The organism is Bifidobacterium moukalabense DSM 27321 (assembly GCF_000522505.1).
Lineage (GTDB): Bacteria > Actinomycetota > Actinomycetes > Actinomycetales > Bifidobacteriaceae > Bifidobacterium > Bifidobacterium moukalabense.
This window is the reverse complement of record NZ_AZMV01000008.1, coordinates 1-17,535: the sequence shown is the minus strand read 5'-3', so window position 1 is coordinate 17,535 and position 17,535 is coordinate 1. Positions and strand designations below refer to the sequence as shown.

The 17,535-nt window shown below is 57.3% G+C and carries 12 protein-coding genes and 1 rRNA gene; 3 read left to right on the top strand and 10 right to left on the bottom strand.

The window, feature by feature from the left end; translation table 11 throughout:
• Window positions 1-54: 54 nt before the first annotated feature.
• Complete coding sequence (locus BMOU_RS10430; protein WP_051428974.1) at window positions 55-1,458, bottom strand: chloride channel protein; 1,404 nt, start codon at window positions 1,456-1,458, stop codon at window positions 55-57.
• 270 nt (window positions 1,459-1,728) lie between these two features.
• On the opposite strand from BMOU_RS10430, the gene BMOU_RS10425 reads away from it, so the two are divergent.
• Both BMOU_RS10425 and BMOU_RS10420 read left to right on the top strand, forming a co-directional pair.
• Window positions 1,729-2,361: a sugar O-acetyltransferase gene (locus BMOU_RS10425; protein WP_034877534.1), complete on the top strand. Its 633-nt coding sequence runs from the start codon at window positions 1,729-1,731 to the stop codon at window positions 2,359-2,361.
• Between the two features lie 155 nt (window positions 2,362-2,516).
• The gene (locus BMOU_RS10420; protein ID WP_034877532.1) at window positions 2,517-3,710 is read left to right on the top strand and encodes a pyridoxal phosphate-dependent aminotransferase; all 1,194 of its coding nucleotides are present in this window, start codon (window positions 2,517-2,519) and stop codon (window positions 3,708-3,710) included.
• Window positions 3,711-3,820: 110 nt separating this feature from the next.
• Here BMOU_RS10420 and BMOU_RS10415 read toward each other — a convergent pair whose 3' ends face one another.
• From BMOU_RS10415 to BMOU_RS11250, 3 genes are read right to left on the bottom strand one after another with little or no spacing between them, the layout of a single operon-like run.
• Window positions 3,821-4,678, bottom strand: a complete 858-nt coding sequence (locus tag BMOU_RS10415) for an ATP-binding protein (RefSeq protein WP_051428973.1) — start codon at window positions 4,676-4,678, stop codon at window positions 3,821-3,823.
• 16 nt (window positions 4,679-4,694) lie between these two features.
• On the bottom strand, window positions 4,695-5,120 hold the full coding sequence (locus BMOU_RS10410) for a hypothetical protein (RefSeq protein WP_034877530.1): 426 nt from the start codon (window positions 5,118-5,120) through the stop codon (window positions 4,695-4,697).
• A gap of 17 nt (window positions 5,121-5,137) precedes the next feature.
• The gene (locus BMOU_RS11250) at window positions 5,138-5,842 is read right to left on the bottom strand and encodes a LytR/AlgR family response regulator transcription factor (RefSeq protein ID WP_034877528.1); all 705 of its coding nucleotides are present in this window, start codon (window positions 5,840-5,842) and stop codon (window positions 5,138-5,140) included.
• Between the two features lie 217 nt (window positions 5,843-6,059).
• Between BMOU_RS11250 and BMOU_RS10400 the strand changes: the two genes are divergently transcribed.
• On the top strand, window positions 6,060-8,921 hold the full coding sequence (locus BMOU_RS10400; protein WP_051428972.1) for a glycoside hydrolase family 3 N-terminal domain-containing protein: 2,862 nt from the start codon (window positions 6,060-6,062) through the stop codon (window positions 8,919-8,921).
• Window positions 8,922-9,125: 204 nt separating this feature from the next.
• Here the strand turns inward: BMOU_RS10400 and BMOU_RS10395 are convergent, their stop codons facing one another.
• The 6 genes from BMOU_RS10395 to rrf form a co-directional block, all read right to left on the bottom strand.
• Window positions 9,126-9,419 carry a DUF2316 family protein gene (locus BMOU_RS10395; protein ID WP_235143780.1) on the bottom strand — a complete coding sequence of 98 codons (294 nt, stop codon included), beginning with the start codon at window positions 9,417-9,419 and terminating at the stop codon, window positions 9,126-9,128.
• Window positions 9,420-9,683: 264 nt separating this feature from the next.
• A complete protein-coding gene (locus tag BMOU_RS10390) occupies window positions 9,684-10,241 on the bottom strand; it encodes a GtrA family protein (RefSeq protein WP_034877523.1) in 558 nt (185 codons plus the stop codon).
• A complete protein-coding gene (gluB, locus tag BMOU_RS10385; RefSeq protein ID WP_034877521.1) occupies window positions 10,234-12,663 on the bottom strand; it encodes a beta-glucosidase GluB in 2,430 nt (809 codons plus the stop codon). The genes BMOU_RS10390 and gluB overlap by 8 nt, the downstream gene beginning before the upstream one ends.
• 315 nt (window positions 12,664-12,978) lie before the next feature.
• The gene (locus tag BMOU_RS10380) at window positions 12,979-15,870 is read right to left on the bottom strand and encodes a glycoside hydrolase family 3 protein (RefSeq protein WP_034877519.1); all 2,892 of its coding nucleotides are present in this window, start codon (window positions 15,868-15,870) and stop codon (window positions 12,979-12,981) included.
• 433 nt (window positions 15,871-16,303) lie between these two features.
• The gene (locus BMOU_RS10375; RefSeq protein WP_034877517.1) at window positions 16,304-16,978 is read right to left on the bottom strand and encodes a phosphatase PAP2 family protein; all 675 of its coding nucleotides are present in this window, start codon (window positions 16,976-16,978) and stop codon (window positions 16,304-16,306) included.
• Between the two features lie 478 nt (window positions 16,979-17,456).
• Window positions 17,457-17,535: ribosomal RNA gene (gene rrf / locus BMOU_RS11865) — 5S ribosomal RNA — on the bottom strand; the annotation flags it as partial.

Below are 17,535 nucleotides of genomic sequence, written 5' to 3'. Positions count from 1 at the left end.
GAGGAAGATTGGGATGCGTCAGGAGACCATCGGAATCCCCTACCGATCCATGCGTCACACTGATGCGTCACGATTACGAGAGAATCCGCATGCTCGGCAACCGTCCGGCAGTTTCGGAACGGCAATTCGAAACCTTGCAAGCGGCCTGTTAAGACAGAAGGAGGTAAAGGCACTGACGGCGACGGCGAAGCCGATCGGCACGAACAGGTTGATCGGAGCGTTCACCAGCTCCATCGCCAGGCAGATGGCCATTAACGGAGCCTGCTGTGAGGCCGACAGCAATGCGCATGCACCCAACAACGCATACATGGCGATTGAATTCGTGTGGAATATCTGCATCCACAGGACACCGAGCGCAGCACCGCCGGCGGCACCCAGCGCGATGCCCGGTTGCAGTACGCCACCGGACGCGCCGGAACGGATCGTCAGCAACGTGACGATCGCTTTGGCGGCGAAAGACAGCAGCAGAACCGGGATGACGGCCAGATCGGCCTTGCTGGAGAAGCTCAACTGTGCGGTGGCACGGCCGTTGCCCATGACCTGCGGCACCCAAATCGCCACGATTGCGGTCAGTACACCGGCCAAAGGCATCATCCAAAGAATTCCGTTGCCGGCTGGCTTGTTCTGCTCCGCCCACTGCGAACCACGGCGGAACAATGCACCAGCCACGCCAAGAATCAGGCCGGCGACCAGTGCGAACGCCATATAATCCGGCGTGAACAGACCTTCGGCCTCATCAAGCGAATAAAACGGGTGGGTACCTTTGATGAGCGACGCCACCCATGCGGCGAGCGCGGAGCAGGAGAAAGCGATTATGACCGATTCGAGCGTCACATCGGCGAGCAGGATCTCCACGGCGAAGAACGTGCCGGCAAGCGGCGCGTTGTAGACGCCGGCCAGACCTGCCGCCGCAGTGGCGGCGACCAGCGTACGCGTATCTTTTGCATCAAGGTGCACCCAACGGGCGAAACGCTGGCCGAACATGGCACCAAGCTCACGCGGGGCCGTCTCTCGGCCGACCGACATGCCCATACCGACGATGAAAATCTGCAGCACTACGTGCACGACGGTCTGCCAGACCGGCATTTCGTTACCGTTCACCGCTTTTTTGACGGACGGCACCTTTGTGCTGCGGGTGCGCAGCAGCCACCAGATTATGGCGGCGATGGTGGCGCCGACAAACACGGAAATCGCACGGCGCAAAGGCGGCACATGGAATGGTCCGGATTCATGCGTGCTCTCCACATAGCCGAGCCCAAGCTGTTCGATACCGTACAGCATCAACGTCAGCAGGCCTGCGGCCGCGCCGATGGCCACGCTGACGATGGCCACCGCCGCGACCAATGCCGGGATACGCCCTAGTTTCGGTTGTTGCGATTGGCCGGCCTTGTTCGGCCGTTCCTGCGATTCCGTTACTTCCGCACCTAGCTCCTGCCTCTTATCGGATGCCCGCCGCACTTGTTTCCTCCGTTCGTTTCACTTCCGCAATCGTCCCACCGCCGTCGAACTTTTCGCAAGTCCATGAACGTTCTCACTCCCGAAGCCGAATCACCATGTCATTATGCGATCGCTCGGATCACTTCCTTCGTTCAGGATAGTCCCGAAACATACTTAAGCCATTTCGAATGGCGGTGGAGGAACCCAGCAGGAAACTCCATTCGTCCGAATGGCCGAACATGCGGCAAAATAACAAGCATAGGAGTGACGCAAAGCAGCAAGGAGAGCACCATGACCGTGCCACAACAGGTGTTGGACATCATGAATTCCGGTGAAGTGTACGCCTTCGACGATCCGGAGATTCTGCAGGCGCAAGCCGATCAGATGGAACTGTTGTACGAGTTCAACGCCAGCCGTCCCAGCGAGCTGGAACGGCGTCGAGCAATCGCGGAAAAACTGCTCGGCGGGTACGAGGAAGGCGCGTGGATCGAGCCGCCGCTGCATGCCAACTGGGGCTGCAACACGTATTTCGGCAAAGGATCCTATGCGAACTTCAATCTCACGCTCGTCGACGACGGCGAGGTGCACATCGGAGAGAAGGTGATGATCGGACCGAACGTGACCATCACCACCACCGGCCACCCGATTCGTCCGGACCTGCGCGAGCGAGCGACGCAGTATTCGTTGCCGGTTACCATCGGCCGCAACGTGTGGATCGGCGCGAACGTAACCATATTGCCGGGCGTGACGATCGGAGAGAATTCGGTGATCGGCGCTTGTTCGCTCGTCACCAAGGACATCCCCGCGAACGTGGTGGCATATGGGCAGCCGTGCAAGGTGGTGCGTGAAATCGGCGAACATGACAACGTCTTTTATTGGCATGACCGCAGGATCAATCCGCCGTTCGACGTACTGCCGGAGTAGCCGGGGCGACGACGGGTCCGCACATACCGGGCAACCTTTACGCAACGAAATTACTTGAATCGGAAACCATTTCGTCATATTCGGATTTTCCCGTTAGCAATTCGGTGATAGCTCTTTTGTATCAGTGTTTTCCCGATGCAAAAGAGAGGTGTTTCATGGGAGACGATACGATGATGCCGATTTCGCCGAACGTGCGGGCTGTGCCGCGTTCTGGAATCCGCGATGTGTTCGACCGTGTGATTGGAATCGACGACGTAATCTCGTTGTGCGTAGGCGAACCCAGCAGAACGGCCGCCCCTCATGTCGTGGAGGCTGCGGCCAAGGCGGCTCGGGAGGGCAAGACCCGTTACAGCAATATCCTTGGCATTTCAGAATTCCGTAAGGCTGCAGCGGATTATTCCCGCCGTGTGAAGGGCCTTGATTACGATCCGGAAACCGAGATCCAAGCCGTGGACGGCGCCACCATCGGCCTGTTTCTGGCCATCAACACGGTGGTGGCTCCCGGCGACGAAGTGGTCGTGCCATCACCGTATTTCGCATCGTATAAATCGTCCATCATGATGTGCGGGGGCATAACCGTTCCCGTCGCGCTGCGCCCGGAAAACGGCATGCATCTCAGCGCTGCGGACATTGAGGCGGCCGTGACCGACCGAACGCGCGCCATCATCATCAACTCGCCCGGCAATCCGAGCGGCGCCGTCACCACAGCCGAAGAACTGGCGCAAGTGGCTGAAGTCTGCAGGAAACACAATATCTGGGCGATTTCCGACGAGGTCTACCATTCGATCGTCTACGGAGAGGGCGTGGATGGCCGGCCGGCTACCGCGCCATCCATCGCGGCGGTGCCGGGTATGAAGGAACGCACCATCGTCGTCGAGAGCCTGTCCAAGACGTACGCCATGACCGGGTGGCGCATCGGCTATCTTCTGGCACCGACATGCATCATCGAACAGACCAGTAAAATCGCGGAAATGGTGCATTCCTCCGTCAATTCGGTATCCCAGTACGCCGGCGTGGCCGCAATGACCGGTCCGCAGGAACTGGTCGAAGACATGCGTCAGGAGTATCTCGCCAAACGACAGATCGTCGTCGATGAGCTGGCCGGTTGTTCCAAACTCAGTCTGATTGAACCGGAGGGCGCATTCTACGCGTTCGTCGATGTGCGCGCCACGGGCCTGGACTCCGACGACTTCTCCCGCAGACTGTTGCAGGAGAAGCACGTCGCCGTGGTGCCCGGCGAGGCATTTGGCGAGGAGGGACGCGGTTTCCTGCGATTGTCGTACGCCGGCGATGCGGACGAGTTGCGCGAAGGCGTCCGACGCATGCTCGATTTGGCGGAAGGGTTGTGAAGAACCGTCACATGATTGGCCGACCGTACGCCGATTCCCATCATGTGTGTGCAGTTCGTCGTCTTCCATCTGTGTCAGGCCCATGCCGGGAATGAAGATGGCGATCCACATCACCACTCAACGGGCGATGTCGGAGTGGCCGGAATAATCACACTGATACAGAATAATTCCCCGTCGGATTCCAACGTCATGTGTCCGCCATATTTTTCAGCCACCATACGAATACTCCGTAGCCCAAAGCCATGGGACGAGACATCGGATTTCGTGGTGTCCGGTAATTCGCCTTCTCGCAGATTCAGTGGCGAAGCGGTCGGGTTCTCGCAACGGATCACCACCATGCCACCCGACCGCATACCGTTCAGCACCACCACCCGTTGGCGGGAATCCGCAATCCTCATAACCTCTTCGAAAGCGTTGTCCAACATATTGCCGAACAGCGCGTAGAGGTCGATTGTCTCCATGAAAGTGAACTCTCGGCCATCGACCAAATGCGTCATGGAAATACCATTACGTTTGGCATATATGAGCTTGTCCGTAAGAATCACATCAAGGTTCGCGTTACCCGATTTGGCCATCACGTCATATTGGCTGACTGCCGATTCAATGGAGTCCAATGCTCGTCCGGTCTCGTTGTTCAAGTATGCGTTGCGCAGTAAACCTATCTGTTTCTTCAAATCATGACTGCGCACGTTGATGGTTTCGATAGTGGTTTTACTCAGCTCATATTGATGTCTGTTCATATTCCACATCTGCTGAACCAGTAATGCCTGATCCTTCCAACGGTTTTGCGTCAGCAAGCCTGATTGCAATGCGAGTGCCAGTATGCAGCTGACAGCGGCGTACATACCGCATATGGATTTCTCCAATGAATCCTCCCGCTCCAGATACAGCACGGGAATGTAGCTCATCACCAGTGTGATCAACAGAATCGTCACCGTTATACCGAGCAGCTGACCGTCCGCAAGCACCTGACGGCCGTTCTCGTCAAAAAATCTTTCTGAAGATTAAACCAAGCACAACACAGACCGCGCTTTGCGTAATCATCCATAACCCACCATGAGCCGGAATGAAAAATACGGCTACCGTCGTGACACTGACGGAGCAATGCTGTATCGCATATGCTGCAACAGCCAAGAAAAGCACAGTTTGGATCGCTTCGTCCAGACAAACCAGCAGCGCCGCAATCGAGGCCGCGAATATCAGCAGATACCGAAGCAGGCCCAGCCATCCTGATAAGTACGTTGCGGAAATCGCGTATAAGCCATAGACAATCGCAGCATACGCAATCACAGCACATGCCAATCGCACGGCGAATGAAGATCTGCGCTCCCGTGAGGCAAACAACAGGGTTTCGGCAATTGCTAGGACAATCGCGAATTCGAAGGCGTCATAAAACTCAAACTGATTCATTCGCTCCCCTTGCTCACTCACGCGATTGATAGATATGCGGCCAAGCCATCAAGGAACGACTTACGTTTGGCGCGGCTGATCGGCAATTCGGCATCAACGAGATGAACCATGCAATCCTCCACGCACACCACTGCCTGCAGATTCACCAAGTAACAGTGATTGCACCGAAGAAAGTGATGGGGGCTCAACGTCTCCTCCAGTTTCTTCATGGTTCCGCGAGAAACGAAGGTTCCCTGCTCGGTATGGAAGATCAGGTTGTGCCCGGCCACTTCGACATAGTGAATGGACGAAGCCGCGATTCGCGCGATGCCATGTTTGGTTGGGATAGTGACGGTGAAGCTGCGTTTCGATTCGATATTTTTCACGAATCGTTTCATCTTGAGGTCAAATGCGATTTCGTTGACCGGCTTGATCATGTAGTCAAGTGCGTTCACTTCATACCCATTGACGGCAAGACTGGCGATACGCGTCAAAAATACCAACGTGACGCTCTCATCCAAATCGCGCAGTGCGTGCGCGGCCCGCATCCCAGACAATCCCGGAAGTTCGACATCCATGAATACCAGGTCGTAGTCGGACCGATAGCCGTCAAGGAAGGATTCGGCATCAACGAACCGACTGATGCGGAACGGCGTTCCATGAGACCGCGTGAACTCATCGATCTGTTTGCGAAGCCGTTCATAATCCGACTCGGTGTCTTCGATGATGGCAATCGACAGCATCGTTGACTCTCCTGTCTCTCATAGAACATTTTATCAACCATCGCATTGCCGGCAAACTTTTTTACTCCCACTTGTGCCAAAACGCATACGACTTATTACAAAGCCCATCATCTCCGCCGTTTTCTGTTGGAGTATGGAAGCATCGGGATTCAAAGTGGATTCCCAAGCTGCCCATGCAGTCGTGCGGATGTTCGCACTATTCGAAGAAGGAGCAATCATGGCAGAGAAGAAACGGAGCGCAGGACTCTGGAGAAGAATCCTCATCGTGTTCCTCGCAATCATCGCGGTCATCGCGGTCATTGCGGATGTGCTGGCATTCAGCGTATTCAGCCTGTCCCTCGATAAGGCTTTCCCGGGTAAGGTCGATGCCTCCTCGTCAGCGGTGACCGAGGCACGCCGGAATGCACTGAATGTCGCCCAAACTGAGGAAAACGAGGGCGTCGTACTACTCAAGAACGACGGCGTACTGCCGACTGATATCGGCAAGGTCAATCTGCTCGGATACGGCGCATACAATCCGGTTTACGGTGGTTCCGGTTCCGGAGGCAGTTCATATACCGCCAATCGCACTGATTTCGTCACCGCATTCGAACAGGCTGGCATCAAGGTCAACCCGGATATCAAGTCGGTGTATGCCAACAACGACAGCGGCAAGAATACTTTCGAGGTGGACTTCTCCATTCCGGAAGCAGGACTTTCCTCATACACCGGAAACGCCTCCTTTGAAAGAATGCGAGATTATTCCGACACCGCGGTCGTGGTCATTTCCCGCAAGGGCGGAGAGGGCAACGATTTGCCGACGGATATGTCACAGTACAGCAAGACGGATAACGACAAGAAGCGCCACTATCTCGAACTCAGCGAGGCTGAGGAAGCGCTGATGAACAAAACCAAGGAGACCTTCAAACGTGTGATTGTGCTCATCAACGCCGGCAACGCGATGGAGCTGGGTTTTCTGGATGATGCTGATGGCACAAACGCCAAACCGGATTCCACGGGAGACATCGATGCCGCACTGTGGATCGGAGATCCGGGCGATGTCGGCACCAAATCCGTGGTCAATATCCTCAAAGGCGAAATCAATCCGTCCGGGCGCCTTGCAGATATATATCCGTATGCCGTGGAGACCACGCCATCGTATTACAACTTCGGCGAATACCGATACACGAATTCGAATGACTGCTTCAAGGACTTCGATTCCCACCCGGCATATCTGGTGAATTATCAGGAAGGCGTGTATATCGGCTACCGGTATTATGAGACGCGCACCAGCTATGATTACACCACTCGAGAAGGTGAGAAGCGCACTGGTCTGACATATGACGATGTTGTGCAGTTCCCATTCGGATACGGCCTGTCATATACGACTTTCGACTGGAAAGTCACCGACGTGACCGAGCAAGGCACCATCGATCAGCATTCGAAGATTTCGGTAACCATCGATGTGACGAATACCGGTAAGGTTGCCGGTAAGGATGTCGTCGAACTGTATTACGGCGCTCCCTATCACAAGGACGGCAGCCATATTCAGAAACCCGGCGCAGTGCTTGGCGGTTTCGCCAAAACCGAAGAGATTCAGCCCGGCGAGACCAAAAGCGTTTCGATCGACATTGAGGCTTCCGACATGGCCTCCTACGATAGCTTGAAATACTATTCATCCACCGGATCGTATGTGATGGAGCAGGGCGATTACACCATCTCCCTACGTCACGATTCGCACACTGCCGCCAAGAACGCCACCTTCACCTACCATGTGCCGACGGCAATCGTGTTCAACGACGCCAAGGCATCCACCGGCAAGGATCCCTCGGCCAAATATGTCGGAAAGCGCGATTCGGATAAGCAGACCGCCGAAAATCATTTTGACGACGCTGCCGGAGATGTGACCTACATGTCCCGCGATGACTGGGCGATCGTCCCCGGCTCGGACGCTGAAGCCACCGATGAGCAACTGGCTGCTTTCAAGAGCGCGCTTACCGTTGGCACCGACTATATTGACGATTCCGACAAGGCACCGACCTTCGGCGCGAAGAACGGCGTGAAGCTGGCCGATATGTCCGGTAAGTCATATGATGACGAGGATTGGGACAAGTTGCTTGATGAACTCACCTTGGATGATATGAACACTTTCCTGTCGAAAAACGGCTGGGGAGCCCCGGCAATCAAGTCAATCGGCAAACCACAGACGTACGATATGGATGGCCCGGCGGCGCTGTCCTACGTGTTCGACGCCTTCATGGGAACCACCACTTACAAGACATTGTCCTATCCTGCCGAAGTGGTTCTTGCCGCCACTTGGAACACCGACGTGGCCAAGGATTTCGCTGAATCCATAGCAAAGGAAGCCAGGGCCTGGCATATTTCCGGATGGTACGCGCCAGGCGCCAACATCCATCGCAATGCCTTTGCCGGACGCAATTTCGAATACTATAGCGAAGACCCGCTACTGTCGGGCGCAATGGCCGCAACCGTGACGAGCAACGTCACCAAGAACGGCATCTACGCCTACCTGAAGCATTTCGCACTTAATGAACAGGAAACCCAGCGTCACTACGGTCTGTGCACTTGGGCCAGCGAACAGGCGATGCGCGAGATCTACTTCAAGCCATTCGAGATGTCGGTGAAGCAGGGCAGCGCAACCGCCATCATGAGCTCATACAACAACATCGGCACAACGTGGGCCGGCGCAAGCTCCGCACTGCTAACCGCCACATTACGCAACGAATGGGGTTTTGCCGGAACCGTACTGACCGACAATCTCGAGCTGCATGGATTCATGAACACGCAGAAGGCGCTGCTTGCGGGAGGAACCTCCACACTATCGAACGGTATGGGAGGAATCAGCGATTGCACTGACCTGATGAAGACCGCCTCTGGTCAGAAGATTATGCGGGAGGCGGCCCATCAATACCTGTACACCGTAGCGAATAGCTACATCGTCGGTGAACCCGATCTCACTCCGGTGTGGCGAATGCCGGCAATCATCGGCAGCGTGGCGGTGTATGTACTCTGCACGGCCGGCATCTTCGCATTGGTCGTTACGGGAAGGAGGAAAAGAACCACGGTCTCCGTCAAATGATGGCACTGCCCCGACTGGCTGAACGCCATTCACGCCATCCCTCACCTCTATAACCAAGATGGGTGCCTGCGCTCCACTAGAGCGCAGGCACCCATCTTCCGTTTATGCCAGCCCACATAAGGCATGTGACACAGCTTTCGGTCGTATCCAGCGAATCGACGACAGTTCCGACTTTTCAGGCCGCTCTTCCGACCGGTTTCGATCCTATGCCTTGAGATTCAGTTTCCGAATTCGCCGCATATCCAGGAACCAGTAGTTCTCTGGATCTCCCTGCAGCACGGTGAACGGTGGCAGCTCAATGCCCTCGGCGTCCGCTTTTTCGATGAGATAGTTGCGCAGCACCCAACCGTCTTCGATATGGCGTACGTTATGCAGTTTCAGCAGTTCGGCGATCCGGCTTTCCGGCATGTCGAAATCGTCGGCGACCTGCATTGTCGTCAGTCCGAGCCGCTTCATGGCCGCAGCGAACTCCGCGGCGGCCGTCTCCTTTTGTTGCACAGTCAACGACATGATCTCACCCAACCGTTCATATCAAACTTCCGTTCTCTGGTACCTCCGACGGAATTCCGTTGAGGATTGTAGCGCCACTTACTTCGCGTAGTCATGACCCTACGCGTACAACGAACACCATGTCCGTCACGGCACTGGCCGACGTTCGACAGGCGGCTTATCCGGCACGGAAAAACCCGCCCGGAAGAAGGGAAGGAACCGGGCGGGCAAAGGAAAGGAAGAAAAGAAGGTGAAGTTCAGAAATTCATCGATCTACTTGGCAGCCTCCTTGGAATCCTTGTTCTTCGGCATGACCCAGAACTTGAGCAGCGGGTAGCTCACGATCACGGCCAGCAGGGTGTTGACCACGGAGGCGATGGTGCCCGCGACGCCGGCGTTCATACCCCAACCCTGGCACAGGCCGGTTATGTAGCCCGGCAGCACGAGATTCACGACCACGATGATCACGGCGAGAATCACATACTTCCAGGCGGCGTCCTTGAAGCTGGAGTCGGACTTGAACACCCACTTCATCTGCACGAAGAAGTTCACCACCTGCGCGAGCACCTCGGCGAGCAGGAAGGTCAGGAAGCCGCCCAGACCGTTGCCCTTGGTGTCGTAATTGAAGATCAGGAAGTGAAACGGTTGCGTCAGTCCCATACCGGAAATGAAGATGGCGGTACCGATCCACGTCACCACGAAACGGGTGATGGTGGAGATGTTCGACAGCACGTTGAACAGGATGAACTCCCAGATGTTCGGATGATTCCTGATCCATTGGCGAATCGGGCCGACCTTTTCGTTGGGCTGCATCGCGTTGTTGTCAGTCATTGTTCAGCTCCTTTGCGGTGCGCTTGTTTGCGGATTGGTTGCGGAAGTAGCCGGCGATCACGCCACCCAATCCGCGGAAAGTACGGCCGTTGGCGATTTTGACGATGGCATCGACCATCGCCGAGTCGATCCTGCCTTGGGTCATCTTGCTCATGGCACGAGGCGGCATGTTCAGCACGAACAGGGTGTTGAGGTCCGGAGAACCGGTCTTCTGGCGGATCTTTGCCTCCTGCCGGGTGAGTGTCCTGGCGATGGTGCGCGCGACGAAGCCCTTGGAGCCCGCCCACGACATGATCGGATCATTCACGCCGAAAGTCACCGGTTTGCCCGGGGCGATCACCTCATGTCCGAACAGCGCGGCCATCTCCACGTCGGTCACTTCCTTGACGCGGCCGGTCAGATAATTGCCGAGCGCCGGATTGGCCGGATTGACGCCTACGTCGCCTACAACGGCATACGTGATGGACAACGGCAGATGTTCGGCATTGTCGCCTACCAGCAGCGTCCATATGCCGGATTCCGTTCTCCATGCGTCGGCCGCGACATCGAAATGACGGAAGGTGTAACGGTCGAACGGAATGGCGATCTCCTTGCTTTCATGGGCGCCGAGCCACACCTTGACGAAGCCTTTGAGTTCGCGATCGGGGTGCAATGTGCCTCCCTGCGGTCCGCGCACGTAAAACTGCGCGACGGTCGCACCGGCGATATCGGAATCGTTGGTGACGGTGAACGTCACGCCGTCATCGTCCGCCGCGAGATCGGAGAAGGTGAAATCGCTGTAGCTGAGACCGTAACCGAACGGGAAACGCACCGGAACGTCGGCGGTCTCGTAATACCGATATCCGACGAACGGACCCTCACGATAGATTGCGTCACGGCCGATTGCCGGATACCAGCCGGAGCTCGGGCAGTCCCCATACACGAGCGGCCATGTCTCGGCCAGATGGCCGGAAGGATTGACTTTGCCGGTAAGCACGCGCACGGTTGCGGAGGCACCGGCCTGTCCGGAAAGACCGACATACAGTATGGCGTCAACGTCGTCGATCCACGGCAATTCAACCGGTGAGCCGGCTACGAGCACCACTACGATCGGCTTGCCTGTGCCCTTCAGGGCGGAGATCAAGTCGTTCTGTGCCTGCGGTATCGCCATGGTGGAACGGTCGAGACCTTCGGATTCGCTGCGCTCATCGAGACCGATCACGGCAAGCACCACATCCACATCGTCTTTGCCGGCGAGCGCGATGGCATCTTCGATGAGTCCGCGATTGGCCGCTCCCTGGCGATCATAGCCTGGCTCGTAGCCGGCAAGATGCAGGTCTTCGGCATTCCTGACCTCTTCGAGAATGTTTTCTTCCTTGGTGGCGTTCACTTTGGAGGAGCCGGAGCCCTGGTAGCGCGCGGTGGCGGCCATGTCGCCGATAACGGCCACGCGGGTGCCCGGCTTGAATGGAAGGGTCGCATTGTCGTTCTTGAGCAGCACGCTTGCGTTTTCGGCGACTTTGCGGGCCACTTCGTGGTGCGCGGCGGCGATGTCGTCCGTGAGCAGATCGTTGCGGCCGACGCCGACCAGTTTGGTGGCCGCCGCGATTTTGGCGACCTCCGCAGCGCGGGCGTTGAGATCCGCTTCAGACAATGTTCCGGCCCTGACGGCGCTTTCCAGTTCACGTACGGAAGTGAAGCCCGGGGATGGCATTTCCAGCGATCCACCGGCCTTGACCGCTGCGACAGCGGAGTTGGAACCTCCCCAGTCGGAGACGACCATACCGTCGAAGCCCCATTCGTCACGCAGAATCTCCTGCAGCAGATGCTTGTTTTCGTGTGCGTAGACGCCGTTGATCTCGTTGTAGGAGGTCATGATGGTCATCGGCTTGGCTTCGCGCACCGCGATTTCGAAGCCGGTCAGATACAGTTCACGCATGGTACGCTCGTCAACCACGGAATTACTGGCCTGACGGCGTAGTTCCTGGCTGTTGACGGCGAAGTGTTTCGGGCATGCGGAAACGCCGTTGCTTTGGATGCCGCGAATCAGGCCTGCCGCCATACGGCCGGCGACGATCGGATCTTCGGAGTAGTACTCGAAGTTACGGCCGCACAGCGGATTGCGCTTGATGTTCATGCCCGGGCCAAGCAGCACGTTTACGTCAAGATCGTGCGCTTCCTTGCCGAGCGCCTCGCCCATCTCCTCGGCGAGCGCCGGGTCCCAGGAATTGGCCACGGTACCGGCGGTCGGAAAGCAGGTGGCGGGCTTGGAGGCCCCGATACCGAGATGATCGCCCTCACCGAGCTGACGCCGCACGCCGTGGGGGCCGTCGCTCATCACAAAGCTGGGGATGCCGGCCCTGCTGTTGCCTCGTGAATCCCATTCCGATCCACCGGAAAGCATCGCAGCCTTTTCGACAACCGAAAGTTCTTCGAGTTCCATTGGTTCTCCCTTGCACTAACTCTTATGCGAACCCGCTTGACTCTCCCCGAGCCGCGCTGTCCCCGCGAATCTTTTCCCTGCCGCATCGCATGCAAAGATCCGCCGCTAGTTTGATTGAACCAGTCACCGATGGCCCACAAAGCCCGTATTACACAACCTGTCGTTTTACCCGCACAATCGGTTTCCTCCGGACAGTTGTCCCGGCGGACCACCGTAATCAAGGGCACATCCTTTCGTAAGCAATCACATGGCGACGCCCACGTTTGCCGTGAAGCGTCGCCATAGGAGGGGTGCGGTTACGCGCTGGGATGCCGCTTACTGGGCCTCCGCCACCTTGCGTCGGTTCAGGAATCGCTTGACGGCAAGCGCCTCGAGACCGGCCAGGACCACGCCCAGTACCACATCGGCCACGATCAATGTCACCTTCCAGCTTGGCATCGGGTCGTCCGGCTCACCATCCGCGTAACGCCAGCTGTTGACCGCCGTGTAGAGGATGTTGTGCGTGGCCGCGCGCATCGCCTTGACGGAGGTGGCGCTGTGATCGGTGATGTGGTTGGTGGTTTCGGTGGTGGCGAGCATGGCGTCGGTGCCGCCACGGATTGCCTGGTCGCCGGTCTGGTAGGAGTAGTTGGTGCCGGAGAAGTAGTCGGTTTCCACGAAGCCCTTGAAACCCCACTCGCCGCGCAGCACGGTCTGGTTGAGGCCGGTGTGGGCGCTGGAATACGTGTTGCCGATGTAGTTGAACGACCCCATCACGGCCTGGGCGTCGCCATCGGCCTTGATTACGGTTTCGAACGGCTTCAGATACAGTTCGCGGATGGACTGCTCGTTGGCCCAGGTGCACAGCTGGCCGTTACGTTGGGTCTCCTGCTCATTCAGGGCGAAGTGCTTGATGAACGCATACACGCCACGGTCGGCGGCGCCAAGCACCTGTTCGCTGGATAGGTCCCCGCTCAGGGTCGGATCCTCGGAGAAATATTCGAAGTTGCGACCTGCGAACGGTGAGCGATGCAGGTTCACGGACGGTGCATACCAACCGGAGACCTGCATTTCATGGGCCATGTCTCCGATGGTCTCTCCATATTCATGGGCCAGATCCTTGTTCCAGGAGCAGGCGAGCACGATGTTGGAGGGAAGGCCGATGGAGCTTACACCGGTGAAGTTATCCTTCAGTGCGGCCGGACCGTCTACATCGGACAGACGCACCTTGCCGATTGACTTGATGGCCGCATTCTGGTAGCCGGCGTTGGCGATGATATTGTCCATCTCGTCGAACGTAAGCTGGTCGAGCAATTGGTCCCACTTGGCGTCGCTGTAATCGGCGCCGCGCAGCTCGGCCAGACGAAGGCCGTTCTTCGCGCCGGTGGTCGGCATCTCGTCGGAATCGTTGTCGAACTTGGTCGGATCGTAATTGCCGACATTGTAGAAGGTGGACTTGTCCTTGTCCGACATGGAATAGTCGGTCGGACCGGCCAGCGCCTCATCCGCATTGGTGAAGTGGTCGGCGCGGCTCAGATAGTCGAGTCCGCCATTCGCGTCATCGAACACGTTGGTGGCCACGGCGGCGTCACCATTGTGGGTGTTGTCTTCGCTGTCGTAGGTGATGGTATCGGCGACGATGATTTCCCGTTCGTCAATGGTGCGGTGCGAGTCGGAACGGATGGAGATGGCGTAGTCGCCCTTTTCCAGCACGTAGGATTTCGCGTTCTTGTAGTCGTATGAGGCCATGTCGTCGTCATCGAATTCGACTTTGACGGTTTCGGATTCACCCGGCTTGAGTTCCTTCGTCTTCTCGAAGTCGACCAGGTTGGCGGTCGCCTTTTCTATGCCGCCGTTGGTGTATGGCGGGTTGTAGTAGGTCTCGACCACATCCTTGCCGGCGGTGTCGCCGGTGTTGGTGACGGTCACATCGAAGGTGATCTTGCCGGTTTCGGCATCGTAGGTCACCTCGCCCATCTTCTGTTCGAAGGTGGTGTAGCTCAGGCCGTAGCCGAATGGATACTGCACGGTGGCGTCGTAGTCGATCAGGCCCTCGTTGGCGGCGGTTTCGTAGTACCGGTAGCCGACGTAAATGCCTTCGTTGTAGTTCACGAAGTGCGGGAAGCGCACGCCGCGAGCGGAGTCGACCTCGAATTCCTTGACGTTGTCGTATTCGAAGTTGCCGAAGTTGTTCCATGTCGGATTGGCGGTCAGATCGGTCAGGAAGGTGTCAGCGGTTCGGCCGGACGGATTGGTCTTGCCGGAAAGCACTTCACCGAGCGCTTCAAAGCCGGCCTGGCCCGGATGCGGCGCCCAAAGCACCGACTTGATCTGCGGATAATCTTTTACAAAACTCATTTCGAACGCGTTCGCACCGTTGTAGACGAGCACGATCTTGCTGAAGTTCTTGGCGACCAGATCGATCATGTCCTTCTCGGACTGGCTGAGCTCCAGATAATGCGTGCCTTTCGGGAAGTCCTCATAATCCTTGGAATTGTCGTTGTAGGTCACGTCATCGGCCTTCATGTCGGTCGGCAGATCGAGCCCTTCGCCGCCTACACGGCCGATCACGACCATGGCGGTGTCGGAGAAGTCCTTCGCATTGTCGATGAGTGTGTCGGCATAGGTGTCGGCGGCCGGCTCGGGAAGGGTCCAGTCGGCCGAGGTCACGGCGATGGTTCCGCGTGTGGTGGAGTAGTCGGTATAGAACTTGGTCAGGTCTTCGTTGGTTTTGAAACCGGCGTCGTGCAGACCGTCGAGCAGCGACGTGGTGTCGTAGGCATCGGACAGCGCACCGGAACCCGTACCACCGTAGATGGGATTGGTGGACGCCCAGCCGAATACGTTGATGTTGCCGGTGTCGCCCATCGGCAGCATGCGGTCATTGTTCTGCAGCAGGGTGATGCCTTCACGCTCGATGTCCACGGCAAGCTTGTTGGTGGTATCGATGGTTTCCTGCGTCAATTCATGCTTGGTGGCGGTGGCCATGGTCAGCATGCTGTCAAGCGGACCTGTAAGGGCCATGGTGATCGATACGATCGCCGCAATCGCCACGACGACCCAACTGGTCGAATGCGCCAATTTGCGTACGCCTTGGCTCGCCACGGTTCTCTTGTTGATTGCGACGGTTGTGATGATGCCGAGCACCAATGCCACGGCAATGACTATCAGCTGCGGTCTGATGGATTGGATCACTGCAATGACGTCATCCATGTTGATTTCCAGCATGACGATTCCTTCCTTGGTTTCTCTGTTCCCGCGCCTTTCGCCACTGTGCGAACGGCTTACTGGCTCCATTGTCCGGAAAACGGAAATCGCGAACCAATCAGAAAAACATACGGATCATCATGCAAAATTCAAATATGATTCCGGTCGAACACTCGAACCTCAATGTTTTCAAGCGTCATCAGCATCCTTGAAATCGAAAGAGCCACCGGGCAATCCGGCAATGCCCCGATAATCTGTCGTTAACCGAACATAATCTGCGTCGTCCTGCGACACCGCCATTTTCGTAGCGGATATGGGAATCCTCACCCCGTCATGCTGAATGGCAGGTCGGAAAGCAAATCCCGTTGACCAGCCTCGAATGGCTTTCGGGATCCTTCAGCTCGCTTCGCTCATCCTGCAATGCCGACCATCCGAAAATGGCGGATCGTCCGCCTCACTTACCCGACGACGTGGCGACGTTCCACACGCACCAGACGGCATAGGAGATGAGCGGGCAGACAGTGGCCGATGTCAGTACGTCAGTCGGGAAATGCAGTCCCAGCAGTAGGCGCGAGCAGGCGACCGTGATGACGATTGCCACACCGCCGATCACCGCTCTGCGTAGAAGTATCCGTTTCCGATCGGTTTCGCCGTCTGGGAAGCGTTTACGGGCCAAATTGCGTACCGTCAGAATCATCATGACGGAGACGATGACGGCCGCCGCGGTGTGTCCGCTCGGAAAGCTTGGATCGCCCGGCAGCAGGCCCGAACCGACGGAAGTGATCGGTCGTGGGCGTTCGACCAACCATTTGATGCCGTTCACATACAGTATCGGCGTCGCCGATACAATGACATCGCGGACTACGATCTTCCTGTCTTTGGTGATGCGCAAGTCGATGCCCGCCAGGATGACGAGCAACGCTATGCATCCGATGGTCGAGAACATGAACGCGAGCACCGCCGAACAATCACGCAGCCCTTCCGGCAACCTTGCCAGATTTTGCAGAATATTGGTTTCACGGCTGGTGATGGCTACGGAATTACGTAAGCTGATGCCGATCATCGGTACGATGGCGCACAACAGCGCAGTGGCTACCACCACGGCAATGGTTCGGGTTCTTGTGTGCATGGACTCAAGTTAACCACGCGTTCGCCTCGAATACACTTGTTCGTGTTGGGCATATAACAGGATCTTCCGGTTTGTTTTGGACCGATCCCGTGGGGTCACCGCGTGAAACTCGTGGAAACCGTGGGTTTTGGTGGTGTTCCGTGTCCGGGACGGCCGGACCACGGACGCACGGAAAGTGACCTCCGACGGATTGCTGATGTGTCTGGGCTTTGGATCCGTGGACGCGCCGCGGCTCGGAACCCCGCCCGGCCTCCCGGAACAACACGCCGACGGCACCCCCGGGCCATCGGCGGGTGGGGTCGTGCGGGACACCGGAAAGGAAGGAGGGCAAAAGGCCACGCAAACACGCACAAGACCCCCTCCCCGGGAGCCCGCCGAAGGCCCCGGGGCCGGAGGGCAAGGGGCCGCCGACAACGAAAAGGGACCCCTTCCCCGGGAGCCCGACAGGCTCGACCGGGGAAGGGGTCCCAACGGTTGGATGCGGCGGCGCGTTACTCTCCCACACCCTCCCGGGTGCAGTACCATCACCGTGCCAGGCCTTAGCTTCCGGGTTCGGA

Bases quoted from the DNA above. Each gene is read 5' to 3' on its own strand.
- BMOU_RS10425 (WP_034877534.1), top strand. From the start codon at position 1,729: ATGACCGTGCCACAACAGGTGTTGGACATCATGAATTCCGGTGAAGTG.
- BMOU_RS10420 (WP_034877532.1), top strand. From the start codon at position 2,517: ATGGGAGACGATACGATGATGCCGATTTCGCCGAACGTGCGGGCTGTG.
- BMOU_RS10410 (WP_034877530.1), bottom strand. From the start codon at position 5,120: ATGAATCAGTTTGAGTTTTATGACGCCTTCGAATTCGCGATTGTCCTA.
- BMOU_RS11250 (WP_034877528.1), bottom strand. From the start codon at position 5,842: ATGCTGTCGATTGCCATCATCGAAGACACCGAGTCGGATTATGAACGG.
- BMOU_RS10400 (WP_051428972.1), top strand. From the start codon at position 6,060: ATGGCAGAGAAGAAACGGAGCGCAGGACTCTGGAGAAGAATCCTCATC.
- BMOU_RS10390 (WP_034877523.1), bottom strand. From the start codon at position 10,241: ATGACTGACAACAACGCGATGCAGCCCAACGAAAAGGTCGGCCCGATT.
- gluB (WP_034877521.1), bottom strand. From the start codon at position 12,663: ATGGAACTCGAAGAACTTTCGGTTGTCGAAAAGGCTGCGATGCTTTCC.
- BMOU_RS10380 (WP_034877519.1), bottom strand. From the start codon at position 15,870: ATGCTGGAAATCAACATGGATGACGTCATTGCAGTGATCCAATCCATC.
- BMOU_RS10375 (WP_034877517.1), bottom strand. From the start codon at position 16,978: ATGCACACAAGAACCCGAACCATTGCCGTGGTGGTAGCCACTGCGCTG.